This is a genomic window from Streptomyces poonensis, from assembly GCF_014650915.1.
In the GTDB taxonomy this organism is placed as follows: domain Bacteria; phylum Actinomycetota; class Actinomycetes; order Streptomycetales; family Streptomycetaceae; genus Streptomyces; species Streptomyces poonensis.
On record NZ_BMVW01000019.1, the window covers coordinates 32,774 to 57,412 of the forward strand.

General features: G+C 71.8%; 22 protein-coding genes. 10 read left to right on the top strand and 12 right to left on the bottom strand.

What is annotated here, in order from left to right; translation table 11 throughout:
• Nucleotides 1-40: 40 nt before the first annotated feature.
• The 7 genes from IE242_RS32350 to IE242_RS32375 form a co-directional block, all read right to left on the bottom strand.
• Entirely contained in the window at nt 41-592 is a 552-nt protein-coding gene (locus tag IE242_RS32350) for a cupin domain-containing protein (RefSeq protein ID WP_189865750.1), read from the bottom strand.
• Nucleotides 593-681: 89 nt separating this feature from the next.
• Nucleotides 682-768, bottom strand: a complete 87-nt coding sequence (locus tag IE242_RS39340) for a putative leader peptide (RefSeq protein ID WP_313960178.1) — start codon at nt 766-768, stop codon at nt 682-684.
• 87 nt (nt 769-855) lie between these two features.
• Nucleotides 856-2,532, bottom strand: a complete 1,677-nt coding sequence (locus IE242_RS32355) for an FAD-dependent monooxygenase (RefSeq protein ID WP_189865752.1) — start codon at nt 2,530-2,532, stop codon at nt 856-858.
• 202 nt (nt 2,533-2,734) lie between these two features.
• A complete protein-coding gene (locus IE242_RS32360) occupies nt 2,735-3,670 on the bottom strand; it encodes an amino acid ABC transporter permease (protein WP_189865754.1) in 936 nt (311 codons plus the stop codon).
• Nucleotides 3,667-4,335: an amino acid ABC transporter permease gene (locus IE242_RS32365; protein WP_189865755.1), complete on the bottom strand. Its 669-nt coding sequence runs from the start codon at nt 4,333-4,335 to the stop codon at nt 3,667-3,669. The genes IE242_RS32360 and IE242_RS32365 overlap by 4 nt, the downstream gene beginning before the upstream one ends.
• 78 nt (nt 4,336-4,413) lie before the next feature.
• A complete protein-coding gene (locus IE242_RS32370; RefSeq protein WP_189865757.1) occupies nt 4,414-5,250 on the bottom strand; it encodes a glutamate ABC transporter substrate-binding protein in 837 nt (278 codons plus the stop codon).
• A gap of 151 nt (nt 5,251-5,401) precedes the next feature.
• Nucleotides 5,402-6,178: an amino acid ABC transporter ATP-binding protein gene (locus IE242_RS32375; protein WP_189865759.1), complete on the bottom strand. Its 777-nt coding sequence runs from the start codon at nt 6,176-6,178 to the stop codon at nt 5,402-5,404.
• Between the two features lie 521 nt (nt 6,179-6,699).
• Here IE242_RS32375 and IE242_RS32380 point away from each other — a divergent pair.
• Both IE242_RS32380 and IE242_RS32385 read left to right on the top strand, forming a co-directional pair.
• On the top strand, nt 6,700-7,386 hold the full coding sequence (locus IE242_RS32380; RefSeq protein WP_189865761.1) for a response regulator transcription factor: 687 nt from the start codon (nt 6,700-6,702) through the stop codon (nt 7,384-7,386).
• Between the two features lie 9 nt (nt 7,387-7,395).
• Nucleotides 7,396-8,802, top strand: coding sequence for a sensor histidine kinase (locus tag IE242_RS32385; RefSeq protein ID WP_189865763.1), 1,407 nt, complete (start codon nt 7,396-7,398; stop codon nt 8,800-8,802).
• A gap of 16 nt (nt 8,803-8,818) precedes the next feature.
• Here the strand turns inward: IE242_RS32385 and IE242_RS32390 are convergent, their stop codons facing one another.
• Nucleotides 8,819-9,814, bottom strand: coding sequence for a TAXI family TRAP transporter solute-binding subunit (locus IE242_RS32390; RefSeq protein ID WP_189865765.1), 996 nt, complete (start codon nt 9,812-9,814; stop codon nt 8,819-8,821).
• Nucleotides 9,815-9,923: 109 nt separating this feature from the next.
• Nucleotides 9,924-11,120: a peptidoglycan recognition protein family protein gene (locus tag IE242_RS32395; protein ID WP_189865768.1), complete on the bottom strand. Its 1,197-nt coding sequence runs from the start codon at nt 11,118-11,120 to the stop codon at nt 9,924-9,926.
• A 460-nt stretch (nt 11,121-11,580) separates the two neighbouring features.
• Here IE242_RS32395 and miaB point away from each other — a divergent pair, with 460 nt between their 5' ends.
• Together miaB and IE242_RS32405 are read left to right on the top strand one after the other, a co-directional pair.
• Nucleotides 11,581-13,101 carry a tRNA (N6-isopentenyl adenosine(37)-C2)-methylthiotransferase MiaB gene (gene miaB / locus IE242_RS32400; RefSeq protein ID WP_189865770.1) on the top strand — a complete coding sequence of 507 codons (1,521 nt, stop codon included), beginning with the start codon at nt 11,581-11,583 and terminating at the stop codon, nt 13,099-13,101.
• An 84-nt stretch (nt 13,102-13,185) separates the two neighbouring features.
• On the top strand, nt 13,186-13,947 hold the full coding sequence (locus IE242_RS32405; protein WP_189865772.1) for a class III extradiol dioxygenase subunit B-like domain-containing protein: 762 nt from the start codon (nt 13,186-13,188) through the stop codon (nt 13,945-13,947).
• Between the two features lie 93 nt (nt 13,948-14,040).
• Here the strand turns inward: IE242_RS32405 and IE242_RS32410 are convergent, their stop codons facing one another.
• Together IE242_RS32410 and IE242_RS38190 are read right to left on the bottom strand one after the other, a co-directional pair.
• Nucleotides 14,041-14,319, bottom strand: coding sequence for an antitoxin (locus IE242_RS32410; RefSeq protein ID WP_189865774.1), 279 nt, complete (start codon nt 14,317-14,319; stop codon nt 14,041-14,043).
• 30 nt (nt 14,320-14,349) lie between these two features.
• Nucleotides 14,350-14,580 carry a hypothetical protein gene (locus tag IE242_RS38190; protein ID WP_229859739.1) on the bottom strand — a complete coding sequence of 77 codons (231 nt, stop codon included), beginning with the start codon at nt 14,578-14,580 and terminating at the stop codon, nt 14,350-14,352.
• A gap of 331 nt (nt 14,581-14,911) precedes the next feature.
• Between IE242_RS38190 and miaA the strand changes: the two genes are divergently transcribed.
• The 6 genes from miaA (at nt 14,912) to hflX (ending at nt 23,333) form a co-directional block, all read left to right on the top strand.
• A complete protein-coding gene (gene miaA / locus IE242_RS32420; protein WP_189865778.1) occupies nt 14,912-15,850 on the top strand; it encodes a tRNA (adenosine(37)-N6)-dimethylallyltransferase MiaA in 939 nt (312 codons plus the stop codon).
• A gap of 108 nt (nt 15,851-15,958) precedes the next feature.
• Nucleotides 15,959-16,486, top strand: coding sequence for a hypothetical protein (locus tag IE242_RS32425; RefSeq protein WP_189865957.1), 528 nt, complete (start codon nt 15,959-15,961; stop codon nt 16,484-16,486).
• Nucleotides 16,487-16,569: 83 nt separating this feature from the next.
• Nucleotides 16,570-17,439, top strand: a complete 870-nt coding sequence (gene dapF, locus IE242_RS32430; RefSeq protein ID WP_189865780.1) for a diaminopimelate epimerase — start codon at nt 16,570-16,572, stop codon at nt 17,437-17,439.
• A 297-nt stretch (nt 17,440-17,736) separates the two neighbouring features.
• Nucleotides 17,737-19,887, top strand: a complete 2,151-nt coding sequence (locus IE242_RS32435; protein WP_189865782.1) for a RelA/SpoT family protein — start codon at nt 17,737-17,739, stop codon at nt 19,885-19,887.
• A 166-nt stretch (nt 19,888-20,053) separates the two neighbouring features.
• The gene (locus IE242_RS32440; protein ID WP_189865784.1) at nt 20,054-21,577 is read left to right on the top strand and encodes a M1 family metallopeptidase; all 1,524 of its coding nucleotides are present in this window, start codon (nt 20,054-20,056) and stop codon (nt 21,575-21,577) included.
• A gap of 259 nt (nt 21,578-21,836) precedes the next feature.
• Entirely contained in the window at nt 21,837-23,333 is a 1,497-nt protein-coding gene (hflX, locus tag IE242_RS32445; protein ID WP_189865786.1) for a GTPase HflX, read from the top strand.
• A gap of 154 nt (nt 23,334-23,487) precedes the next feature.
• On the opposite strand, the gene IE242_RS32450 is transcribed toward hflX, so the two are convergent.
• Nucleotides 23,488-24,639: trypsin-like serine peptidase (locus tag IE242_RS32450; RefSeq protein WP_189865788.1), on the bottom strand; the 1,152-nt coding region annotated here is incomplete at its 5' end.

The window sequence follows — 24,639 nt, forward strand, 5'->3', positions numbered from 1 at the left end:
TGCGTTTCCTCTGCGCGTCCGAGGGGCTTCGAGGTGGGCCTCACTGCCAGTCCTCCGGGCGTTCGACCTGCTCCAGGCGGAGCACGGGACCCGTGCGGCTGTAGCGGCGGATCCGGGGGAGGGGCGGGTAGTAGGCGTGGACGGAGACGGCGTGCTGTTCGGCGGACTCGTTGAGCACTTCGTGCACGTGATGGCGGCCGAAAGCCCGGCCCTGGCGGGCCGGCAACCGCCGTACGCGGTCCACGCCTTCGGTGAGTTCCAGGGTTCGCCAGCCGTCGGTGGGCAGTCGGGCGGCGAGCGAGTTCTCGGTCAGTTCGCCGACGGCGGTGACGAAGGCGCCGACGGAGTCGGCGTGGTCGTGCCAGCCGGTGCCGGTGCCGGGCGGCCACCCGATGAGCCAGGCCTCGCTGCCGCCGGGGCCTTCGAGACGGACCCAGGTACGGCCCTCGGGGTCGAGGGGGAGCGAGGCGATCAACTCGCTGTCGGCGGCCGCACGGCGCGCGAAGTCGAGCAGGTCCGCCGAGGTCGGGGTGGAGCCACCGGCGCGGGAGCGGGAGGGCACGGCGGAGGAAGCAGCAGGTGATACGGACATGGTTACCGTCCTGAGAATGTTCGCGTGGGAGTGCACGGCGGCGCACACGGAGAAGCGCGCGTGGCAGTGCAGGGGGAGAAGATGCGAGTTCAGCAGGACGGACGACACACGCAGCCCGCATAGCGGACGAGATCCATATGGACCCTCCGCCACAGGCGCACACAGGTGTCGGTCACGGTGCGGAGTACACCATGGCCGACGGGAGCGGTCAACTCACGAGGAAGAGGGCGGGATCGACGGGGGAACGATACCGGCCACCTCTCTCAGCCCGCCTCCGCTTCCGCCCCCGCTTCCGTCTCCGGCTGCGCCCCGCCGCCCAGCGCCGCCTCCGCCGCCGCGTACAGATCCGCGGGGTGCACTCCGCTCAGCGCGGTCACCAGGTGGCCGTCCGGACGGACCAGCAGGACCGTGTGCGCGGCCGCGCCCGGGTAGCTCTCGGCGACCAGCAGCTCGGCGGGACATGGCAGCGCGGCCACGGCGGCCGCCAGCCGGGGCATGATCCCGGCGCTCACCCAGTGCTTGCGCGCCCACACCCCCGTGCCCGGCGCGATCAGTACCACCAGCAGCGCTCCGCGTCCGAGCCGGTCCCGCAGCCGGACGAAGGAACCGTCCTCGGCGGTCACCCGTACGTCGACGACCGGGGCACCCGGCGGGGTGTCCACGGCGGTCTGCGAGTCGGCGTGCGGGGGCGCGAGCGGTGACTCGGCGTACACACTCGGCGCACCCAGCGGTCCGCGCCCCAGGTGGCCGTCGGCGAGGAGCGTGTCATGGCCGCGGGCCGAGCCGAGGACGTACGACCGCAGGCCCCCGCCGCCGCGCAGCACCGGCAGGGCCTGGTCGGCGGCGCGCAGCCGGGCGGCGACGACCGCCCGCCGCTCCGCCTGGTAGCTGTCGAGCAGCGCCTCGTGCGGGCCGTGGTGCCAGGCCAGGGCCAGCTTCCAGGCGAGGTTGTCGGCGTCCCGCAGGCCCTCGTCGAGACCCTGGGTGCCGAGTGCGCCGAGCAGGTGAGCCGCGTCTCCGGCGAGGAAGACCCGGCCGGCCCGCCAGCGGCGTGCGAGGCGGTGGTGGACGGTGTGCACTCCGGTGTCGAGCAGTTCGTACGCCGGTGTCGAACCGCCGCTCCAGCCCGCGAGCGTCTCCCGGATCCGGGTCACCAGCATCTCCGGCGTGACCAGGTCCTTGCCCGGCGGCAGCAGCCAGTCCAGGCGCCACACCCCGCCGGGCAGCGGCCGCGCGGTCACCTCGCCGCCCGTCGGGCCGGAGGTGCGCCACGGCGGCACCCGGTGCAGCAACGCCTCGCCGGGCCGGGGGAGTTCCGTGCGCAGCGCCGCCACCGCGTGCCGCTCCACGGCCGTACGCCCCGGGAAGCGGATGTCCTGGAGCTTGCGGACGGTCGAGCGGGGGCCGTCGCAGCCGACGAGGTAGCTGCCGCGCCACCAAGTGCCCTTCGGCCCGCGCGTGTGCGCCGTGACGCCCGATGCCTCCTGCTCGATGCCGTCCAGCCGGCTCTCCACGGCGACCTTCACCAGCCGCTCGCCCGCGATGGCCTCGCGCAGCGCACTCGTCAGCGCATGCTGGGGGATGTGCAGCGGAGCGGCCGGTTCCACGGTGGTGCCGGACCCGTCCGCCGCGGCACGGCCGAAGACGTTCTCCGGAGTGCTGCCCGGGGCGTCCTCCGCGAAGCGGATCTCCCGCATCACCTGTCTGCGCCGCATCGACCGCCAGCCGGTCCAGCGCAGCCCCGCCTCGGCGAGCGGTGCCCCGGTCAGCCGCATGAGCAGCGCTGCCGTGTCCTCACGCAGGACGACCGTCCGCGCGGGACGCTGCTCGTCCTTGCCGGGGCCCTCGTCGAGGAGTACGGAGGGGACGTCCTGACGGGCGAGCGCGAGCGCGAGCGTGAGCCCCACGGGCCCCGCTCCCGCGATGATCACCGGGTCCACGGCGTGGTGCCCCCTGCCCGGACCGGTGTCCTGAGGAACGTACGGGAACAGGCAGTTGAAGGGGGGTGCACGATCACAGAACGTATGCAACCCATTGCCGGTGCTTGCGTCAAGTGACGGAGGCAGTGGCGATCATGCCACTGCCTCCGCTTTTTCACATATCGTCAGGTGTTTTGTGCCGCACGGCACTTCGCCCGGCGGTTCAGGGTGCCTTGCCCACGTCGCCCCCGGCCCTCGCGCCCGCGTCGACACCGTGCACGCCGACGACCTCGCCGGGCGCGTTGAGGTCTTCCACGTCCTCGGCACCCAGGACCACGCCCGTGCTCTTCTTGCTGCGCCGGAGCCTGCGCTCCAGCCAGGAGGCGAAGCTGGTGAGGAGGAAGTTCAGGACGATGTAGATGAGCGCCACCACGATGAAGCTGGGGATGACGTTCGCGTAGTTCGCCGCCAGCGTCTTGCGGCCGTTGAGCAGGTCGGTGAAGTTCAGCATGGCGCCGCCGAGCGCCGTGTCCTTCACGATCACGACGAGCTGGCTGACGATCGCCGGCAGCATCGCGGTCACGGCCTGCGGCAGCAGGATGGTCGTCATCACCTGCGTCTTGCGCATGCCGATCGCCTGCGCGGCCTCCGTCTGCCCCTTGGGCAGCGACAGGATGCCCGCACGGACGATCTCGGCGAGCACCGAGGCGTTGTACAGGACGAGGCCCGTGACCACCGCGTACAGCGGCCGGGTGTCACTCTCGATCGCGGTGTAGTCCGAGTAGAACTGGTTGGCGAAGACCATCAGCAGCAGCACCGGGATGGCGCGGAAGAACTCGACGATCACGGCCGCCGGGACCCGTACCCACCGATGGTCCGACATCCGGGCGATGCCGAGGGCCGCACCGAGCGGCAGGGCGATGATCATCGACAGGGCCGCGGCCTTGAGCGTGTTGCCGAGGCCGGGCAGCAGGTACGTCGTCCAGGCCTGCCCCTCAACGAAGGGGCTCCACTTGGCCCCCTCCATCTGGCCCGCGTCGGCCATGGTCTGCCAGATCCACCAGAGCGCGAGCACCAGCAGGGCGGCGAAAACCACCGAGAGGATCATGTTGCGCCGCCTGGCCCGGGGCCCCGGCGTGTCGTACAGAACGGAACTCATCGCTTCACCGCCAGTCGCTTGCCGAGCCATCCGAGAAGCAGGCCGGTCGGCAGCGTCAGCACCACGAAGCCCAGGGCGAAGATCGTGGCGATGAGGAGGAGCTGCGCCTCGTTCTCGATCATTTGCTTCATCAGGAGCGCGGCCTCGGCCACGCCGATGGCCGCCGCCACCGTGGTGTTCTTGGTCAGGGCGATCAGTACGTTGGTCAGCGGGCCGATCACCGAGCGGAACGCCTGCGGGAGCACGATGAGCGTGAGCACCTGGTTGAAGCTCAGCCCGAGCGCGCGGGCCGCCTCCGCCTGGCCCACGGGCACCGTGTTGATGCCGGAGCGCAGCGCCTCGCACACGAACGTCGCGGTGTACGCGCTCAGCCCCAGCACGGCGAGCCGGAAGAACTTCGTGTCGAAGTCGTCGGCCGCGCCGAGGTTGACACCGAAGATGTTGGACAGGCCGAGCGAGGTGAACACGATGATCACGGTGAGCGGGATGTTCCGCACGATGTTCACGTAGGCCGTGCCGAAGCCGCGCATCAGCGGCACGGGGCTGACCCGCATCCCGGCCAGGATCGTGCCCCAGACCAGGGAGCCGACGGCCGAGAGCAGCGTCAGCTGCACTGTGGTCCAGAACGCCCCTAGGACGTCGTAGCCTTCAAGAAAGTCGAACACGATCTCCCGCGCTTCCGCGTGTGCCGAGGGCGGTGACGGACCGCCGGCGTACCGAACGGCCCGTCACCGGTGACTGCCTTACTTGACGATGTCGCCGATCTTCGGGGCGGACTCGTTCTCGTAGTTGGAGCCGAAGTTGGCCTCGACGGCCTTGTCCCAGGACTTGTCCTGGACCATCTTCTCCAGGGCCTTGTTGATCTTGTCGACCATCTCGGTGTCGCCCTTCTTGACACCGATGCCGTAGTTCTCGTTGCTCAGCTCCAGGCCGGCCAGCTCGAACTTGCCCTTGTACTGCTCCTGAGCCGCGTACCCCGCGAGGATCGAGTCGTCCGTGGTCAGGGCGTCGACCGCACCGCTCGCCAGGCCGTCCAGGCACTCGGAGTACGTGCCGAGCTGCTGCAGCTGGGCATCGGGGGCGAAGTCGTTCTTGACGTTCTGCGCGGAGGTGGAGCCGGTGACCGAGCACAGCTTCTTGCCGTTGAGGTCCTCGCCCTCCGTGACCTTCTCACCGGCGCGGACCAGCAGGTCCTGGTGGGCGAGGAGGTACGGGCCGGCGAAGTCGACCTTCTCCTTGCGCTCGTCGGTGATCGAGTAGGACGCCGCGATGAAGTCGACGTCGCCGCGGGACAGCGCGTTCTCGCGGTCGGCGCTCGGCGTCTCCTTCCACTCGATGTCCTTCTCGTCGTAGCCCAGCTCCTTGGCCACGTACGTCGCGACATCGACGTCGAAGCCCGAGTAGCTGCCGTCGGGCTCCTTGAGGCCGATGCCCGGCTGGTCGAACTTGATGCCGATCGTGATCTTGTCGCCACCGCCGGAGGCGCTGTCACCGTCCTTGTCACCGCCACCACAGGCGGTCGCGGTCAGGGCGAGGACGAAGGCGGCGGCCGAGGCGGCGGTGACCTTGTGGAGCTTCATGGTGCACATCCTTTGCGTGGTGAAAAGAAGCGGGCCGTCGGTGCGGGTGACGCAGGCTGTCGGGATCCCGGGTGAGCGGAACCTCGGTCGGCCCCGAGGGTGACCGAGGCGCTGATCAGGTGGTTCTCCGGCGGTGAGCCCGTCGGTGACCTCAGTGGTGCAGGATCTTCGACAGGAAGTCCTTGGCCCGGTCGCTGCGCGGGTTGCTGAAGAACTGGTCCGGCACGGCCTCTTCGACGATGCGGCCGTCGGCCATGAACACGACCCGGTTGGCGGCGGAGCGGGCGAAGCCCATCTCATGAGTGACGACGATCATGGTCATGCCGTCGCGGGCGAGCTGCTGCATGACCTCCAGGACCTCGTTGATCATCTCGGGGTCGAGTGCCGAGGTCGGCTCGTCGAAGAGCATCACCTTCGGGTCCATCGCCAGCGCCCGCGCGATCGCCACGCGCTGCTGCTGACCGCCGGAGAGCTGGGCCGGGTACTTGTCGGCCTGCGTACCCACACCGACGCGGTCGAGCAGGGCACGCGCCTTCTCCTCGGCTTTCGCCTTGTCGGTCTTGCGGACCTTGATCTGGCCGAGCATGACGTTCTCGAGCACCGTTTTGTGCGCGAAGAGGTTGAAGGACTGGAACACCATGCCGACATCGGCCCGGAGCCGGGCGAGCGCCTTGCCCTCCGCGGGGAGCGGCTTGCCGTCGATCGTGATGTCGCCCGAGTCGATCGTCTCCAGGCGGTTGATGGTGCGGCACAGGGTGGACTTGCCGGACCCGGAGGGCCCGATCACCACGACGACCTCGCCCTTGGCGATGGTCAGGTCGATGTCCTGGAGCACGTGCAACGCGCCGAAGTGCTTGTTGACGCTCTTCAGGACGACCAGGTCGTCGGTAGCGGCCACGGCGTCCTTGGCCACCGATACTTCGGTCATCGCTTACTGGCTCCGTCCTCCTCGGTTTCGGAGGAGGGTAGGTCCCCGGTGCGACCAGCGTCATTACATCTGAGGGGAAATTGAGCATAACGATCCGATTTCGGGCTGCCACTCCGCGTAGTGACCGGAATGGTGCTGCGTACCGGCTGGGTAACGCCCGGCGGCAGCTACTTGACGCGGTCCTCGGTCATCGGCGTCACTGCCAGGAGGCACGCGCGCGTGCCTGCCCTTTCCGCCTGCCACGACCGGGGCTTTCGCCTGTCACGGCCGGACGTTCCGGTCGCCGCGCCGACCGGGGTCCGCCGTGTCCGCGGAAGCCGAACAGGCCGGAATCCCGCGGTCGGAAACGCGCAACGCGCGACCCGCGACCCACGCGACCCGCAACCCACACGGTCCGGGAAGCGTGGTCCGGGATGTGCGATCCGGGACCCGCCCGAAGCCCGCACGTACGACCACGACCCGCGACACACGACCCGCGACACACGACACACGACCCGCGACCCACATCGGAGGGGGCCGGAATGAGACTGCTCCTCGTCGAGGACGACAACCACGTCGCCGCCGCCCTGTCCGCGGTGCTGACCCGGCACGGCTTCGACGTCACGCACGCCCGCAGCGGCGAGGAGGCGCTCCAGGCGCTCGTCCCCGAGGGTGCCGGCTTCGGCGTGGTGCTGCTCGATCTCGGCCTGCCCGACCAGGACGGCTACGAGGTCTGCGGGAAGATCCGCAAGCGCACCAGCACCCCCGTGATCATGGTGACCGCCCGTTCCGACGTGCGCTCGCGCATCCACGGCCTGAACCTCGGCGCGGACGACTACGTCGTCAAGCCGTACGACACCGGGGAACTCCTCGCCCGTATCCACGCCGTCAGCAGACGCAGCGCGGCCGGCGAGGCACCGGAGCCGGGCGGCAGCGCGCTCAGTCTCGGGCCCGTGCACATCGAACTGCCCACCCGCCAGGTCAGCGTGGACGGCATCGTGGTCCAGCTGACCCGCAAGGAGTTCGATCTGCTGGCGCTGCTCGCCCAGCGCCCCGGAGTGGTCTTCCGCCGGGAGCAGATCATCAGCGAGGTGTGGCGCACCAGCTGGGAGGGGACCGGCCGCACCCTGGAGGTGCACGTGGCGTCCCTGCGGTCCAAACTGCGCATGCCCGCACTGATCGAGACAGTGCGCGGAGTCGGGTACCGGCTCGTCACCCCGGCGGCATAGCGTGCCCGCGTGCGCACTCGTCTGCTTCCGCTGCTCATCGTCCTCATGGCCGCCGTGCTGCTGGCGCTCGGCATCCCGCTCGCGGTCAGCCTGGCGGCCGCGGAACAGCAGAAGGTGGTTGTCGACCGCATCGACGACACGGCGCGGTTCGCGGCCCTCGCCCAGTACGTCGCCGACCGCCCCGCCGGCTCGCGCGTCGACGGCACGGACGAACGTCTGGAGACCCTCCAGAAGGAACTCCAGCGCTACCACGACGTGTACGGCATCAGGGCGGGCGTCTTCGACCGCGAGAAGCGTGTCATGGCGAACGCCCCGCGCAACTGGTCCGTGCCCGCGGACGGCGAGGGCCGCGACGCCTACGACGAGGCGCTGCTGGGACGGCGCAGCCACGACCCGGAGCAGGTGTGGCCCTGGCAACGCGGCCGGCTGGCCGTCGCGTCGCCCGTCGTCCGGGACGGGGACGTCGTCGGCGTCGTCGTCACCGACTCGCCCACCGGGCAGATGCGGTCCGCGACGCTGCGCGGCTGGCTGGTCATCGCGGGGGGCCTGATCGCCGCGATGCTCCTCGCCGTCGGTGCCGCGCTGCGGCTGACCGGCTGGGTGCTCCGGCCCGTGCGGATCCTCGACGCCACCACCCACGACATTGCCACCGGGCGCCTGAAGTCCCGCGTCGCGGTGGCCGGCGGACCTCCGGAACTTCGGCGCCTGGCCCGGTCGTTCAACGAGATGGCCGACCACGTGGAGGAGGTACTGGAACAGCAGCGCGCCTTCGTCGCCGACGCCTCCCACCAGCTGCGCAACCCGCTTGCCGCGCTGCTGCTGCGTATCGACCTGCTCGCCCTCGAACTGCCCGAGAACAACGAGGAGATCGCCTCCGTGCGCACGGAGGGCAAGCGGCTCGCGCAGGTCCTCGACGACCTGCTCGACCTGGCGCTCGCCGAGCACGCCGAGGCGGACCTCGCGCTCACCGACATCGGGGAGCTGGCCGCCGAACGCGTCGCCGCGTGGGCGCCGGTGGCCGAGAGCAAGGGGGTGCGGCTGTCGGGGGACTGCCCGCCGACCACCGCCTGGGCCGACCCGATCGCCCTGTCCAGCGCGCTGGACGCGGTGATCGACAACGCGCTCAAGTTCACTCCCGAAGGGGAGGACGTCGCGGTGGAGGTGTCCTCCAACGGCGGTGTTTCCACGGTCGTCGTCGCCGACGGCGGACCCGGCCTCGACGACGAGGAGCTCGGCCGCATCGGCGACCGCTTCTGGCGCAGCCCCGGGCACCAGAACGTCAAGGGCTCCGGGCTCGGCCTGTCCATCTCCCGCGCCCTCCTCACGGCGGGCGGCGGATCCATCTCGTACGCCCGCCGTGAGCCGCACGGGCTGGAGGTGACCGTGACGGTGCCGAGATCGGGACCGGCGGCCTGAGGGGTGCGGAGGCGTTCTACGGTTTGACCGAGCGGTAGTACCGCCGCGCGCCCTCGTGCAGGCTCAGCGGGTCCGTGTAGATGGCCGTGCGCAGGTCCACCAGCTGCGCCGAGTGGACGTGGCGGCCGATGCTGTCACGGCTCTTGATCACCGTACGGGTGAGCCACTCGGTCAGCCGGGGATCCACTCCCGCGCGCGTGATGAGCAGATTGGCCACGGTGAGTGTCTGCACGGTCCGGCCCCGCTGGATGGACGGGTACGCCTCGGCCGGCATCACCGAGGACCGGTAGTAGCCGAAGGTGTCGCTCTGGTCGTGCAACGCGGCCACGGTGCCGCTGTCGATCTCCACGAACCGGAAGTCGTACGCCTTGGCGAGGTCGGCCAGCCCGCGCGTCGGCAGACCGCCGGACCAGAAGAAGGCGTCGATCTCGCCGTCCCGCAGCCGGGCCGGCCCCGTCTTTATGCCGTCCGTCGCCGGCTCGATGTCCCGCTGCGGATCGAGACCGGCCGCCCTCAGCACCCGGTTCGCGATCAGCCGTACCCCGGAGTGGTCCGGGCCGAGGCCCACCCGCTTGCCCTTGAGGTCGTCGACCCCGTCGATGTCCGACGACCGCGGTACGACCAGCTGCACATAGTCGTCGTACAGCCGGGCCATGCCGCGCAGCCGGCTGTGCCCGGGCAGCCGGTTCAGCCGGTACGTGTCCACCGCGTCGGCCGCGGCGATCGCGAAGTCGGCCTCGCCGGTGGCCACCCGCGCGACGTTCTGCTGGGAACCGTCGCTGGCCTGCAGCACCACCTTCACATCGGGCATGTCCCTGGCGATGGCGGTCCGCAGGCGCTCCCCGTACTCGTAGTAGACCCCCTCCTCCGCTCCCGTGCTGATCGTGATCGTTCCGGCCGGGGGTTCCTCGCGCGGCCACAGCCACCAAGCGAGCAGCCCGAGCACCACGAGCGCGGCCGTCGCGGCCGGCAGTGCGCGGTGGGCGCCGTAGCGGTGGAGTGCCTGGAGCATGGCGTGATCCTGCCAGCTCAGAGGGCGGTGGCCAAGGCCCGGAAAGGCGGGCTCGGAGGCCGCGTTCCGAACCCCGGGGGCGTCGGCCCGGCACGGGAACTCCCCGCGGCTAGTGGCCGCCCGCCACCGCCGCGCGCAGCCGGTCCAGCTTCCGGTACATCGTCCCGCCCGGGCACTTGGTCTTCATCCAGTCCTGGTGCCCGCTGATCGCGGGGACCTCCTTCTGCCCGCCGTTCACCGGGTTCGTGTATGTGACATGAGCCCACGGGTCGACGCCGTGCTGCCGTACCAGCACCCGGACCAGACGGGTCAGCGACGACTGGGCGGCCGCTGTCGGGCCCCGCTCCACCAGGGTGCCCAGCAGGGCGATGCCCAGGTTCCCGGAGTTGCAGCCGCCGACGTGGAAGGCGGTCACCAGCCTGCCGTCCGCGTCGTGCGCGGGCATTCCGTCGCCACCGGAGCGGCGGCCCTCGTAGATGCGGCCCTGCTCGTCGATGAGGAAGTGGTAGCCGATGTCCCCCCATTCGTTGGTCACGGTGTGCAGCTCGTAGATCCCGCGCACGGTGGCGGCCGGACGGGGGTCGCCGTTGGGGGTGGCGGTGTGGTGCACCGTGATCGTCTGAAAACCGTGGTACTCGGCCGGTGTGATCTCCGTGCCGTCCGGCCGGAACCGGAGGGACTCGTCCGCCCCCCAGGCAGCCCGCGACACGTAGGGGAGGCCGCGCATCCGCGTCCGGGCCGACGGGACGGTCACCGCGCGCCTCGGGCCGTTCGTGGTGTCCAGCGCCAGTGACCGCAGCCCGGTCGCCCCGTCGGGCGCCTTCAGCTCGTACCCGGCGGCCTGCCCGGCCGGGAGCAGGAGCCCGCCGCCGTTCAGCGGGGAGCAGCCGCTCTCGGGGAACGCCTGCCAGGCACCCTCGGTCCCGTCCGCCTCACGCAGCCGGATGCCGCCGCCGGCCGCCTCCGCCGTGCCCTCCCATCGCACACCCACGAAACCGATGGGGAAGGCGGCCTCCACGGGCGTCTCGCCGACGGCCGCCTCGGCACGGGTCGTGGGGAAGTCCTCGGTGGTGAGGCCGGTCTGCGCGGCGTCGGCGGCCTCAGTTCCGGTTGTCTCGACGGTCTCAGCGGTGTCGGCGCTTCCCTTGGAGCCGACGGAGTCGACGGTGTCCGACCCGGTGGTGCCCGCCATCACGGCCGGCGTGATCACGGCCCCGGCGGCGACCGCGCCCGCGGCGCCGATCAGGGTGCGCCGGGTGACGGGGGACTTGGCCCGGTGGGCGGGAGAGGTGGGCGGAACGGTCACAGTGTGTCCTCACGATGTCGTGGGTCGTACGACGTCCGGTGGCCGCCGGGTCGCACGGCGTCTGCTGGGCGTACGGCGCCCACCGCGTTCGAGGGGCTCAACGGAACGCGGGAAGGAACGTCACCGTTCTCCGTGCCGTCCCTTGCCCCCGAGCGGCGCAGGTGAGCGAGCGGGCAGGTGACGCACTCACCACGGAGGGCGCGCGGTTGCCGGGCGTATCGAGGGGTCTCCTGCGAGGTGACGGCCGACGGACACACAACCATCCGGGCACGCGGGGTCCGCCTCAAGCCGGCGAACAGGCCAAGTCGGTGAACGGGCCACGAGAAGCCCTGCACCCCGCTTCACGGAAGTGACCTCCGTCACAGGGGTGTGCGGCGTCACCCGGACACGGTCACGCTCGCCAGGGAGGTGTGCGGCACCGGGGCGGGGGGTTCCTCCGGGACGTCCTACCCTGTAAGGCATGACCAGCAGCGACCGGAGCCAGGCAGTGGGCGTCAAGACATACGAAGTACGCACCTACGGGTGTCAGATGAACGTCCACGACTCCGAGCGCCTGTCCGGTTTGCTGGAGGATGCCGGGTACGTCCGTGCCCCCGAGGGCACGCGCGAGGGCGAGGCCGACGTCGTCGTCTTCAACACCTGCGCCGTCCGTGAGAACGCCGACAACCGCCTCTACGGCAACCTCGGCCGCCTCGCCCCCATGAAGGCCTCCCGCCCCGGCATGCAGATCGCCGTCGGCGGCTGCCTGGCGCAGAAGGACCGCGACACCATCGTCAAGAAGGCGCCCTGGGTGGACGTCGTCTTCGGCACGCACAACATCGGCAAGCTGCCGGTCCTGCTGGAGCGCGCCCGCGTCCAGGAGGAGGCGCAGGTCGAGATCGCCGAGTCGCTGGAGGCGTTCCCCTCGACGCTGCCGACCCGCCGCGAGAGCGCGTACGCCGCCTGGGTGTCCATCTCGGTCGGCTGCAACAACACCTGCACCTTCTGCATCGTCCCGGCGCTGCGCGGCAAGGAGAAGGACCGCCGCCCCGGCGACATCCTCGCCGAGGTCGAGGCGCTGGTCGCCGAGGGTGTCTCGGAGATCACGCTGCTCGGCCAGAACGTCAACGCGTACGGCTCCGACATCGGCGACCGCGAGGCGTTCAGCAAGCTGCTGCGGGCCTGCGGGCAGATCGAGGGCCTGGAGCGCGTCCGCTTCACCTCGCCGCACCCGCGCGACTTCACCGACGACGTGATCTCGGCCATGGCCGAGACGCCGAACGTGATGCCGCAGCTGCACATGCCGCTGCAGTCCGGCTCGGACACCGTCCTGAAGGCGATGCGGCGCTCGTACCGGCAGGAGCGCTACCTCGGGATCATCGAGAAGGTCCGCGCGGCCATCCCGCACGCCGCCATCACCACCGACATCATCGTGGGCTTCCCCGGCGAGACCGAGGAGGACTTCGAGCAGACCCTGCACGTGGTGCGCGAGGCCCGTTTCTCGCAGGCCTTCACCTTCCAGTACTCCAAGCGCCCCGGCACGCCCGCGGCCACCATGGAGAACCAGATCCCCAAGGAGGTCGTCCAGGCGCGCTACGAGCGCCTCGTCGCCCTCCAGGAGGAGATCTCCTGGGAGGAGAACAAGAAGCAGGTCGGCCGCACCCTGGAGCTGATGGTCGCCGAGGGCGAGGGCCGCAAGGACGGCGCCACCCACCGCCTCTCCGGCCGCGCCCCCGACAACCGCCTGGTCCACTTCACCAAGCCCGAGCAGGAGGTGCGCCCCGGCGACGTGGTGACCGTGGAGATCACGTACGCCGCCCCGCACCACCTCCTCGCCGAGGGCGCCGTCCTGGCCGTGCGCCGCACGCGCGCGGGCGATGCCTGGGAGAAGCGGAACGCCGCCCAGGCCGCCAAGCCGGCCGGTGTGATGCTCGGCCTGCCCAAGATCGGGGTCCCGGAGCCGCTGCCGGTCGCGACGGGCAGCGGCTGCGGCTGCGACTGAGCCGGTAGGGCCTGCGGCGGACGTTCCGGGAGTGGCGCCGGGGGAGCGGGCGCCTGGCTCCTGGACGGGACTACGCTGCTGGTCATGCTTGTAGCCGCCGCCGTCTGCCCCTGTCCGCCGCTGCTCGTGCCCGAGGTCGCCTCCGGGGCCGCGCCCGAACTGGACGCCGCGCGGGCCGCATGCGCCACCGCGCTCGGCGTACTGGCCACCGCCCTCCCCGACCGGCTCGTGATCGTGGGCCCGGCCGGGGCGAGCGGCGACGGGGCGCACCCGGAGGGGACGGACCCTCGCACGGAAGAGCCCGTCCCCTACGTCGAGGGCACTCCAGGCTCCTTCCGCGGCTTCGGCGTGGACGTCGGCGTACGTCTGGGCTGCGGGGAGCCGGACACCCCGGCGCCCGGGGCGGAGCTCCCGCCCTCCCTCGCGGTCGCCGCGTGGCTGCTGGACTGCACGGAGTGGGCCGGCGTGCCCGTCGAGGGCCTCGCTCTCGGGCAGCGTCTCCCGGCCGAGCGGTGCGTCCTGGCCGGGCGGGAGATCGCGGCGCGGTCCGAGCGGGTGGCCCTGTTGGTGATGGGCGACGCCAGCGCGTGCCGCACGCTCAAGGCACCGGGGTATCTCGACGAGCGCGCGGCCGGCTTCGACGCGGAGGTCGCGCGGGCCCTCGGCGCCGTCGACACCGACGCCCTGAAGGCGCTGGACGCCGGCCTGGCGTACGACCTGAAGGCCGCCGGACGCGCCCCTTGGCAATTCCTGGCGGGCGCCGCAGAGGACGCGGACCTCTCCGGCTCGCTGCTGTACGACGACGCCCCGTACGGCGTGGGGTATCTGGTGGCCACCTGGTCGTAGGCGACAGTCGGACGAACACGGCGGACGGCCGGGAGCGTGCTGCTCCGCGGCCGTCCGCCGATTCGTATCCGTTGCCCGTTCGGTTCCCGACGCTCAGGAAGCCGGTGGCGGCGGGGCCGAGGGCGGCGGTGGTGACGTGTCCGAGGGGGGCGCGTTTCCGTCGTCCTTGTGCGCGAGCCGGTCCACGGCACCCTTCGCCTTGTCCGTGCCCGTGTGGATCCTGTCGCTGTACTTGCCCTTGGTCCTCTCGTCGACCATCTGCGCCGCCTTGTCGAGACCGCGCCCGACCTTGTCCCCGTGCTCCTTGGCGAGATCCGAGATCCTGCCCTTGGCGGGGCCGAGTCTGGCTCTCACGTTGTCCAGGAGGCCCATGGTCCACCTCCACCTTCCTCGCCGGAGCGGTTACGTGCGGGCGCCCTCGCCGGTTTCGTTGTCGGCGGCCTTCGCCGCGGTCTGCTGTGCGGGAATCTCCAGGTCGGCGGTTCCCCCGGACTCCTCCGGCGGAACCCCGTCGGCCCCGTCTCCGCCCTCGGTGTCCGGTGTCCGTCCCACCTCGGTCGCGGTCCCGGCCGTCCCCGGGGATGCCTGCGCGCTGCCCGACCCCGCGTCCGACGCGTCCGGCGTCTCCGTCACGTCCGGCGTCCCCAGGCCCGGTGACTGCGGCCCGTCCACGCCTGGATCCACGGCCGGCGCCGCAGCCTGTGCCTCGGAGTCCGGCGCCTCGGCGACCGGCGCCTCCTCCGCAGACTTCGACTTCCGGAGGAGTCGTGCAAAAACGCCCATATCCACTCCAACATTACTCGTGCGGGCGAAATCCCGCGCTGCCCGGTGCGTCCGATTGCGCCGCCCGGGTCACCGGCACTCGGAACCGGCGGTCCGAACCTCGCAACAGGCAACGACCCCGGCCGTGTGGCGTCACGCAGCTCGTTCGAGGGGAACCCGCCGGGTTTGCGAGACTGGGGCGGTGAGCAGCGCACCCTTCGTCCCCCGTGTCATCGCCGTCGTCGGACCCACCGCGGCCGGCAAGTCCGATCTCGGCGTCTTCCTGGCCCAGCGCCTCGGCGGCGAAGTCGTCAACGCCGACTCGATGCAGCTCTACCGCGGGATGGACATCGGCACCGCCAAGCTGACGCCCGAGGAGCGCGGCGGCGTCCCGCACCACCTGCTGGACATCTGGGACGTGACCGTCACGGCCAGCGTCGCCGAGTACCAGCGGCTCGCCCGCGCGCGGATCGACGCGCTGCTCGCGGAGGGCCGCTGGCCCGTCCTGGTGGGCGGCTCCGGGCTGTACGTCCGCGGCGCGGTCGACAACCTGGAGTTCCCCGGCACCGATCCCGAGGTCCGGGCCCGTCTGGAGGACGAGCTCGCCCTGCGCGGCTCCGGCGCCCTGCACGCCCGCCTCGCCGCCGCCGACCCCGAGGCGGCCCGGGCGATCCTGCCCAGCAACGGCCGCCGCATCGTCCGTGCCCTGGAGGTCATCGAGATCACCGGCAAGCCGTTCACCGCCAACCTCCCCGGCCACGACTCCGTCTACGACACCGTGCAGATCGGCGTCGACGTGTCCCGCCCCGAACTGGACGAGCGCATCGCCCGCCGGGTCGACCGCATGTGGGAGGCCGGACTGGTCGACGAGGTTCGCGCGCTGGAGGCGCGGGGGCTGCGCGAGGGGCGTACGGCGTCGCGCGCGCTCGGCTACCAGCAGGTGCTCGCGGCACTCGCCGGAGAGTGCACCGAGGAGGAGGCGCGGGCCGAGACCGTCCGTGCCACCAAGCGCTTCGCGCGCCGCCAGGATTCCTGGTTCCGGCGCGATCCCCGGGTGCACTGGCTGGGGGGCGGTGCGGCGGACGTCACAGAACTTCCCGAGCTCGCGCTGGCGTTGGTCGAACGACCGGTTACAGCCTGATCACGTCCTGGCATCGGGACGCTCCGGCCGTCATCCCGGCCTCCGGGAGCGTGCCATCATCAAGCTTCGATCGACCAGTGGAGTCCTGAGTTGGGAGGGCGCGTGGCGATGGAGGCCGGCCCTCGCGACACCGCACAAGGAGCGGACCACGACACCGCGGAGCAAGGGGAGCGGGAAACCCTCGAGGGGTACCCCCTGGACCCGGACGGCAGTCCACTGAGCCCCGACGGGCCCGAGGAGCAGCCGCCGGACGGAGTGAGCGCCGACGGACCGGCACCGGACGAGATGTCCGCCGGGCCGGAGGTCGAGGTGGAGCTGCGCCCCCAGCGCCGGATGCGGATCTGGCAGCTCGCACCCATCGTGGGCCTGGCGGCGGTCGGCTCCCTGATGTTCGCCTTCCCGCTCGCCTTCGAGTTCGGTGACGGCGGCGCCGTGGTCGCCATGCTCGGCCTGCTGATCTGCTTCTGCGCGGCCGGCTGGGGCATGATGGCCGCCCGCCGGGTCGGCAGCACCTGGCCCGGACTGCCGCAGCGCGGCTCCGGCCGGCGCCCCGACTGGCGGGTGGTGCTCCTGTACGCGGTGGTGGTCGCCGTACTGGTCGGGCTGGCCGTGTGGCGCGTGGCCCGGCTGCGCTGAGGCCCCCGCGCGCGTGACCGGCACTTCCGCGCCGGGACCCCCGCGCCGCCGGGGCCGTCGTACCCACCCCGTACGATCGAGGAATGAGCACGCGGATCGCCTTCCTCAAGGGCCACGGCACCGAGAACGACTTCGTGATCGTCCCGGACCCCGAGAACGCCATCGACCTGTCCCCGGCCGCCGTCACCGCGCTGTGCGACCGCCGTGCAGGCATCGGCGGTGACGGTCTGCTGCACGTCGTACGGTCCGCCGCGCACCCCGAGGCGCGGGCGATGGCGGCCGAGGCGGAGTGGTTCATGGACTATCGCAACGGCGACGGCTCGGTCGCCGAGATGTGCGGCAACGGCGTACGGGTCTTCGCCCGCTACCTCCAGCGCGCCGGCCACGCGGCCGAGGGCGATCTGACGATCGCCACGCGCGGGGGCGTGAAGACCGTGCACCTCGCCAAGGACGGTGACGTCACCGTCGGCATGGGCAGGGCCCGCCTGCCCGAGGGCGACGTCACGGTGAGCGTCGGCGAGCGCAGCTGGCCCGCGCGCAACGTGAACATGGGCAACCCGCACGCGGTGGCCTTCGTGGACGACCTCGCCCACGCGGGCGACCTGTACGAGCCCCCGCCGTTCAGCCCGGCCGCCGCCTACCCGGACGGGGTCAACGTGGAGTTCGTGGTCGACCGCGGCCCCCGGCATGTGGCGTTGCGCGTCCACGAGCGCGGTTCCGGCGAGACCCGGTCGTGCGGCACGGGTGCGTGCGCCGTGGCCGTGGCTGCGGCCCGCCGCGACGGCGCCGACCCGGCGGTGACAGGGACCCCCGTGACGTACACCGTCGACGTGCCCGGCGGCACCCTGGTGATCACCGAGCGCCCGGACGGCGAGATCGAGATGACCGGCCCCGCGGTGATCGTCGCCGAGGGCGAGATCGACGCCGAGTGGCTGGAAAGCGCGGCGCGCTGATCCGTCCGTCGGCTCGGTATCGCAGAGCGCGGAGCGCCGGAAGGTGCGGAATCGCACTCAGTCAGCGCGCGTGCGTTCGATTACATGGCCGACGGTGTTTCACATGACTCGAAACCGTAAACCCCACCACCCTCGCTCGAATGGGTGATCCGTTTCACGCTCGGCGAGAGGCGGTCAACCGCGCGTGGTGGGCTCGATAGCATCAAGCACCGGTCCGGACGGGGGAACGACGCCCACCCCTGAGCCGCCGTATGCCCAAGGGCACCCGTCCGCCGGTCCACGGAGCCGGAGGTGCCCATGAGTGCGGAGGCCACGAACCCCCTCACGCCCACCACTGTGACGACCGCAGCACACCGCAGGAAGAACCGCCCGCGCATCGATCTGCGCCGCCTCGGCCGGGCCGCCGTGATCGGCCCGGCCGCCCGCGACAAGCTGCCGGACGCGATCAGCCATGTGGTCGAGGCCCACCGCGCCCATCACCCCGACGCCGACCTGGAACCGCTGCGCCGGGCGTATCTGCTGGCCGAGTCCTCGCACCGCGGCCAGATGCGCAAGAGCGGCGAGCCGTACATCACGCACCCCCTCGCTGTGACCCTGATCCTCGCCGAGCTCGGTGCCGAGACGACGACCCTGACGGCGTCCCTGCTCCACGACACGGTCGAGGACACGGATGTGACGCTCGATCAGGTCGGAGCGGAGTTCGGCGAGGAGGTCCGCTACCTCGTCGACGGCGTCACCAAGCTGGAGAAGGTCGACTACGGGGCCGCCGCCGAGCCCGAGACGTTCCGCAAGATGCTCGTCGCCACCGGCAGCGACGTCCGCGTGATGTCGATCAAACTCGCCGACCGGCTGCACAACATGCGCACCCTGAGCGTGATGCGCCGCGAGAAACAGGAACGCATCGCCAAGGTCACCCGGGACGTGCTGATCCCCCTCGCCGAGCGGCTCGGCGTCCAGGTCGTCAAGACCGAACTGGAGGACCTGGTCTTCGCGATCCTGCACCCCGAGGAGTATCAGCGCACCAGGGAACTGATCGCTGGGAACGCGGCCGGCGCGGCGCACGGGGGCGACACCCTCGCCGAGACCGCCGACGAGGTGCGCTCGGTGCTGCGCGAGGCCGGCGTCCAGACCGAAGTCGTCATCAGGCCCCGGCACTTCGTCTCCGTGCACCGTGTCTCCCGCAGGCGCGGGCAGTTGCGCGGTGCCGACTTCGGACGGCTTCTGGTGCTCGTGGGCGAGGACGCCGACTGCTACGCGGTCCTCGGTGAACTGCACACCTGTCTCACTCCGGTCGTCTCGGAGTTCAAGGACTTCATCGCCGTACCGAAGTTCAACCTGTACCAGTCGCTGCACACCGCCGTCGCGCGCGCGGACGGACAGGTCGTCGAGGTCCTCATCCGCACCCACCAGATGCACCGGGTCGCCGAGGCGGGGGTCGTCGCACTCGGCAACCCCTACGCCCCCGGGGCCGACGACCCGTCCGACGGCGAGCGCGCCGACCCCACCCGGCCCGGCTGGCTCTCCCGGCTCCTGGACTGGCAGGAGGCGACGACCGACACCGACACGTTCTGGTCCACCCTGCGCGAGGACCTCGCCCAGGACCGCGAGATCACCGTGTTCCGGCCCGACGGGGGCGCGCTGGGGCTGCCCGAGGGAGCCAGTTGCGTGGACGCCGCGTACGCCCTGTACGGAGAGGACGCACACGCCTGTATCGGCGCTCGCGTCAACGGCCGGCTGGCGACGCTCAGTACGGTGCTGAGGGACGGCGACGCCGTTCAGTTGCTCATGGGGCAGGACGTGGCCTCCGAGCCCTCCCGGGAGTGGCTGGAGCACGCGCACACACCCGGCGCGCGCATCGCCATCCAGCGCTGGCTGGCCACCCACCCGTCGACCGCCGACACCGGAGAACCGGCCGACAGGGCCCCGCGCCCCGAAGCCGACGGTGCCGCCTCGCGACCCGTGCCGGAGACGCCGACCCCGCGCCCGACGGCCTCCCCGAGCGTCATCGTCGACCGGCCGGGTGCGAACGCACGGCTCGCGAGGTGCTGCACGCCCGTACCGCCCGACGAGATCACCGGCTTCGCCGTACGCGGAGGAGTGGTCACCGTCCACCGTGTGGAGTGCTCCGGAGTGACGCGCATGAAGAGCGCGGAGCGCGCGGAGGTCGGCGTGCGCTGGGGCGACACCACCGAGTGCCGGGTCACGCTGGTCGCCGAGTCGTTCCAGCGGCCGCACCTCCTCGCCGACCTCACCGAGGTCATCGCCCTGGAAGGCGTGGCGATCGTCTCCGCCACCGTGGAACCCCCGACCCAGCAGCGCGTCCGCCACACCTACACGCTCCAGCTGCCGGACGCCGCCCGTCTCCCCGCCCTGATGCGCGCGATGCGCAACGTCGCGGGGGTCTACGACGTGGGCCGGATCCAGCACCACGCGGCGGCCGCGGAGTAACCCCGCGGCGCACGGCGACCGTACGGCACGCGCGCGTGGACCACGCCCGACGCCACGCGCGCGGCACGGACTTCGGCGCCGGGCGGCGGACCGTCGGCAGCACCGTTCGGGTGGCTTCGTCGCGCGTCGTCGTCGCGAAGCGCGGCCGCGCTGATAGCCGTGGTCCATGCTGCTCACGCCCCGACCCAGGACCCGTCGTGCCAAGGCGGCCCCGTCCGCCCCCCGGACCGGCCGCGCCAGGGCGGCCCTCCTCGCCGCCGCCGTCTCCGTCTGCCTGACCGCCGCGAGCGCGCCCCCGCCGGCCGCGCCCCTCGGCGTCGGCGACCGGCTCTACCCGCACCTCGGCAACCCGGGGTACGACGTCAAGTCCTACGACCTGGCCTTCGCCTACCCGGGGTCCAACAGCGAGCCGCTCACCGTCGTCACCACCATCGAGGCCCGGACGACCTCCCGGCTGGACCACGTCAACCTCGACTTCGCCCATGGCGAGGTCGGCTCCGTCGAGGTCAACGACGCCCCCGCCGACTTCACCGAGGTGGGCGAGGACCTGGTCGTCACACCCAAGGAGCCGCTGTCGAAGGGAAGCGCGCTGCGGATCACCGTGCGGCACACCAGCGATCCCACGTCCGCCGCGAGCGGGGAGAGCGGCTGGGTACGCACCGCGGACGGCCTCGTGCTGGCCAACCAGGCCGACGCCGCCCACCGGGTCTTCCCCTGCAACGACCACCCCTCCGACAAGGCGATGTTCACCGTCCGGGTCAGCGCGCCCGAGGGATACCGGGCGGTGGCCAACGGTCTGCCCGCCGGTGAGGAACACGCCACCAAGTCGACCGCCTGGACGTACCGCACCGAGCACCCCATGGCCACCGAGCTCCTCCAGGTCGCCATCGGCCGCTCCACGGTGCTGCACCGCTCCGGACCGCACGGCCTGCCCGTACGCGACGTGGTCCCCGTGAAGGACCGCGGCAGGCTGGAACGGTGGCTCGGCAAGACCCCCGGCCAGATCGCCTGGATGGAGGGGAAGGTCGGCCGGTACCCCTTCGAGACGTACGGCCTGCTGGTCGCCGACGCGCGGCTGGGCTTCGAGCTGGAGACGCAGACGCTGTCCCTCTTCGAGCGGGACCTCTTCACCCGGCCCGAGTTCCCGGAGTGGTACGTCGACTCGGTCATGGTGCACGAGCTGGCGCACCAGTGGTTCGGCAACAGCGTCAGCCCGCGCACCTGGTCCGACCTGTGGATCAGCGAAGGACACGCCACCTGGTACGAGGCCCTGTACGCGGAGGAGATGGGCGGCAGATCCCTGGACGAGCGGATGAAGCTGGCCTACGGGGCGTCCGACGGCTGGCGCGCCGCCGGAGGACCGCCGGCGGCGCCCGAGGCCCCGGAGGCGGGCCGGAAGACCGGCATCTTCCGGCCCAACGTCTACGACGGCGCCGCGCTCGTCCTGTACGCCCTCCGCCAGGAGATCGGCCGCCCCGCCTTCGAGCGCCTGCAACGCGCGTGGGTGTCGCTCCACCGCGACGGCACGGCCGGCACGGACGACTACAAGGAACTGGCGTCCGTCATCGCCGGCCGCGACCTGAACGACTTCTTCCATGCCTGGCTGTACGGGCAGCGGACGCCCCCGATGCCGGGACACCCGGACTGGAAGTCCGTGCCCGTGGGACAGCCGGGAGCGGCGGAGAAGTGACACGGCCCGGCCGTGCCGCCGCGCCCGGACGGAAATAACACAGTGACGAGACGGGCCGTGCCGTGCGACCATCTTCGGGTCGGCGGCACGGCCCGGCCCACCGAAGGGCAGGGCCCGGAGATCTCGCAGGTCACCGGGACCGGTCGCGCCCCGGAATGTGCGGGGCGGATCCGGGGAATCTCCCGGGGTACCCGGACGTTGTCACCCGTGACGGAGCACACCCGTCGCCGCATCCGATTCCATCGACGTAAAGGATCCAATGACCTCCTCCTCTTCCCCTTCCCAGGCCGCACAGAGTGCCCTCGCGCAGAACTACACCGACGGTCTCCGGGCCGATGCCCTGATGGAAGAGGACGTCGCCTGGAGCCACGAGATCGACGGAGAGCGGGACGGCGACCAGTTCGACCGCTCCGAGCGCGCGGCCCTGCGCCGCGTCGCCGGCCTCTCCACCGAACTCGAGGACGTCACCGAGGTCGAGTACCGCCAGCTCCGCCTGGAGCGCGTCGTCCTCGTGGGTGTCTGGACCTCGGGAACCGCGCAGGACGCCGAGAACTCGCTGGCCGAGCTCGCCGCCCTCGCGGAGACCGCGGGCGCGCTGGTGCTCGACGGTGTGATCCAGCGCCGCGACAAGCCGGACGCGGCCACCTACATCGGCTCCGGCAAGGCGGGCGAGCTGCGGGACATCGTCCTGGAGTCGGGCGCGGACACCGTCATCTGCGACGGTGAGCTCAGCCCCGGCCAGCTCATCCACCTCGAGGACGTCGTCAAGGTCAAGGTCATCGACCGTACGGCCCTGATCCTCGACATCTTCGCCCAGCACGCCAAGTCCCGTGAGGGCAAGGCGCAGGTCGCGCTCGCGCAGATGCAGTACATGCTGCCGAGGCTGCGCGGCTGGGGTCAGTCGCTGTCCCGGCAGATGGGCGGCGGCAAGGGCGGCGGCCTCGCCACCCGTGGTCCCGGTGAGACCAAGATCGAGACCGACCGGCGACGGATCCGCGAGAAGATGGCGAAGATGCGCCGGGAGATCGCGGAGATGAAGACCGGCCGCGAGATCAAGCGCCAGGAGCGCCGGCGCAACAAGGTGCCCTCGGTCGCCATCGCCGGCTACACCAACGCCGGCAAGTCCTCGCTGCTCAACCGCCTCACGGGCGCGGGCGTGCTGGTCGAGAACGCCTTGTTCGCGACCCTCGACCCGACCGTGCGCCGGGCCGAGACCCCGGGCGGGCGGCTGTACACGCTGGCGGACACCGTCGGCTTCGTCCGGCACCTGCCGCACCACCTGGTCGAGGCGTTCCGCTCCACGATGGAGGAGGTCGGCGACTCCGACCTGATCCTGCACGTGGTGGACGGTTCGCACCCGAACCCGGAGGAGCAGCTCGCCGCCGTGCGCGAGGTCATCCGGGACGTCGGCGCCACCGACGTGCCCGAGATCGTCGTGATCAACAAGGCGGACGCGGCCGACCCGCTGGCGCTCCAGCGGCTGATGCGGATCGAGAAGCGCTCCATCGCCGTCTCGGCCCGCACCGGCCAGGGCATCGACGAGCTGCTCGCGCTGATCGACAACGAGCTGCCCCGGCCCTCGGTCGAGATCGAGGCGCTCGTGCCGTACACGCTCGGCAAGCTGGTCGCCCGTGCCCACACCGAGGGCGAGGTGATCTCCGAGGAGCACACCGCGGAGGGCACGCTGCTCAAGGTGCGGGTCCACGAGGAGCTCGCCGCGGACCTCGCGCCGTACGTACCGGCACCGGTGGCCTGAGCCACCGCACCGTACGCACGCGCGTCCGGTCACCCGCGCGCCCCGAGCACCGCGCACCAAGGCCCGCCCCTCACGCTAGGGGCGGGCCTTCCCGTACATCACGCGGGGGCGGGCACTTCCCGCCCGGCACGGACGGGCGCGTACGGCAGACGGCCTACCGGCCGCCGTACTGAGCGCCCATCATGGCGTACAACTGTTTGGCCTCCCTGCCCAGTCGCGGTCCCGCGAGCCAGGTGCCGTCCGCCGAGCCGATCGACGTGTTCGACACCAGCCTCGTCGCGCCGCCGACGACACGGAACCAGCCGCCGCCCGACGCGCCGCCCGTCATGGTGCAGCCGATGCGGTACATCGTCGGCAGGTCCGGGCCGAGGGAGAAGCGGCCTGGCCGGTCGACGCACCTGAACATCCTGAGGCCGTCGTACGGGGGCGAGGCCGGGTAGCCCCAGGCGCCCATGGAGCCGGCCTCGGACACGGCCGGTGCGGAGAAGTCCACGTCCAGGGCCGCACCGACCGTCTCCTCCAGGGACCTGCCGCCCGACTCGGGCCGCACCTGCAGGACCGCGTAGTCGTACGGGGCACCGGCACCGCCCGTCTGCGAGCCGCCCGCGATCCACTCGTCCGAGGTCGCGGCCCGGTCCGCCCACCACAGGCCGTACGGGGCGATCTCCCGCGGGGTGGCGCCCGCCAGCTGGGCCGCGGACATGCCCAGGTCGTTGTAGGCGGGAACGAAGGCGATGTTGCGGTACCAGCCGCCCGACCTGCCCGCGTGCACACAGTGGCCGGCGGTCCACACCAGGTTCGACTGGCCGGGGTGGTACACGTCCTTGACGACCGTGCCCGAGCAGACCAGGGCGCCCTCGGGTGAGTCGAAGAAGACCTTGCCCACGAAGGCGGCGTTCGCGTGGTAAGGGGTCCGCTCGGGTGTGGCCCCGACCGGTGCCGGCGGGGGATCGCTGATGCCCCGGTCGGCGGAGGCGTCCCGGGGCGGGACGGTCCTGCCGGCCCCCTGGGCGGACCGCATCCGCTCGGGCTGCCAAAGATCCTCGATCACGGGGTTGACGAAGTCGTCGGCCTCGTCGAGCCACTGGTCCTTGTCCCAGTCCCGCCAGCCGCCGTCCTTCCAGTCGTCGACGTCGATGCCGAGCTGCCTCAGCCTGTCGGCCAGATCGTCGGCGAGGCCGCCACCGGTGCGGCCGTCCGAGCGGGACGAGCCGGCACCGGGGCCGCTGCTCGCGCCGTCCCCGCCGGGCTCGCAGGCCGTCGCGGTGAGCGTCAGGGCCGCGAGGAGCCCGGTCGCGGCGAGGAC

Excerpts from the sequence above, each read along its gene's own strand:
- IE242_RS32435 (WP_189865782.1), top strand. The coding sequence starts at position 17,737 with ATGAGTGCGGAGGCCACGAACCCCCTCACGCCCACCACTGTGACGACC.
- IE242_RS32410 (WP_189865774.1), bottom strand. The coding sequence starts at position 14,319 with ATGGGCCTCCTGGACAACGTGAGAGCCAGACTCGGCCCCGCCAAGGGC.
- IE242_RS32360 (WP_189865754.1), bottom strand. The coding sequence starts at position 3,670 with ATGAGTTCCGTTCTGTACGACACGCCGGGGCCCCGGGCCAGGCGGCGC.
- IE242_RS32405 (WP_189865772.1), top strand. The coding sequence starts at position 13,186 with ATGCTTGTAGCCGCCGCCGTCTGCCCCTGTCCGCCGCTGCTCGTGCCC.
- dapF (WP_189865780.1), top strand. The coding sequence starts at position 16,570 with ATGAGCACGCGGATCGCCTTCCTCAAGGGCCACGGCACCGAGAACGAC.
- IE242_RS32375 (WP_189865759.1), bottom strand. The coding sequence starts at position 6,178 with ATGACCGAAGTATCGGTGGCCAAGGACGCCGTGGCCGCTACCGACGAC.
- IE242_RS32350 (WP_189865750.1), bottom strand. The coding sequence starts at position 592 with ATGTCCGTATCACCTGCTGCTTCCTCCGCCGTGCCCTCCCGCTCCCGC.
- IE242_RS32440 (WP_189865784.1), top strand. The coding sequence starts at position 20,054 with ATGCTGCTCACGCCCCGACCCAGGACCCGTCGTGCCAAGGCGGCCCCG.
- hflX (WP_189865786.1), top strand. The coding sequence starts at position 21,837 with ATGACCTCCTCCTCTTCCCCTTCCCAGGCCGCACAGAGTGCCCTCGCG.
- IE242_RS32425 (WP_189865957.1), top strand. The coding sequence starts at position 15,959 with ATGGAGGCCGGCCCTCGCGACACCGCACAAGGAGCGGACCACGACACC.
- IE242_RS32380 (WP_189865761.1), top strand. The coding sequence starts at position 6,700 with ATGAGACTGCTCCTCGTCGAGGACGACAACCACGTCGCCGCCGCCCTG.
- IE242_RS32390 (WP_189865765.1), bottom strand. The coding sequence starts at position 9,814 with ATGCTCCAGGCACTCCACCGCTACGGCGCCCACCGCGCACTGCCGGCC.
- miaB (WP_189865770.1), top strand. The coding sequence starts at position 11,581 with ATGACCAGCAGCGACCGGAGCCAGGCAGTGGGCGTCAAGACATACGAA.
- IE242_RS32370 (WP_189865757.1), bottom strand. The coding sequence starts at position 5,250 with ATGAAGCTCCACAAGGTCACCGCCGCCTCGGCCGCCGCCTTCGTCCTC.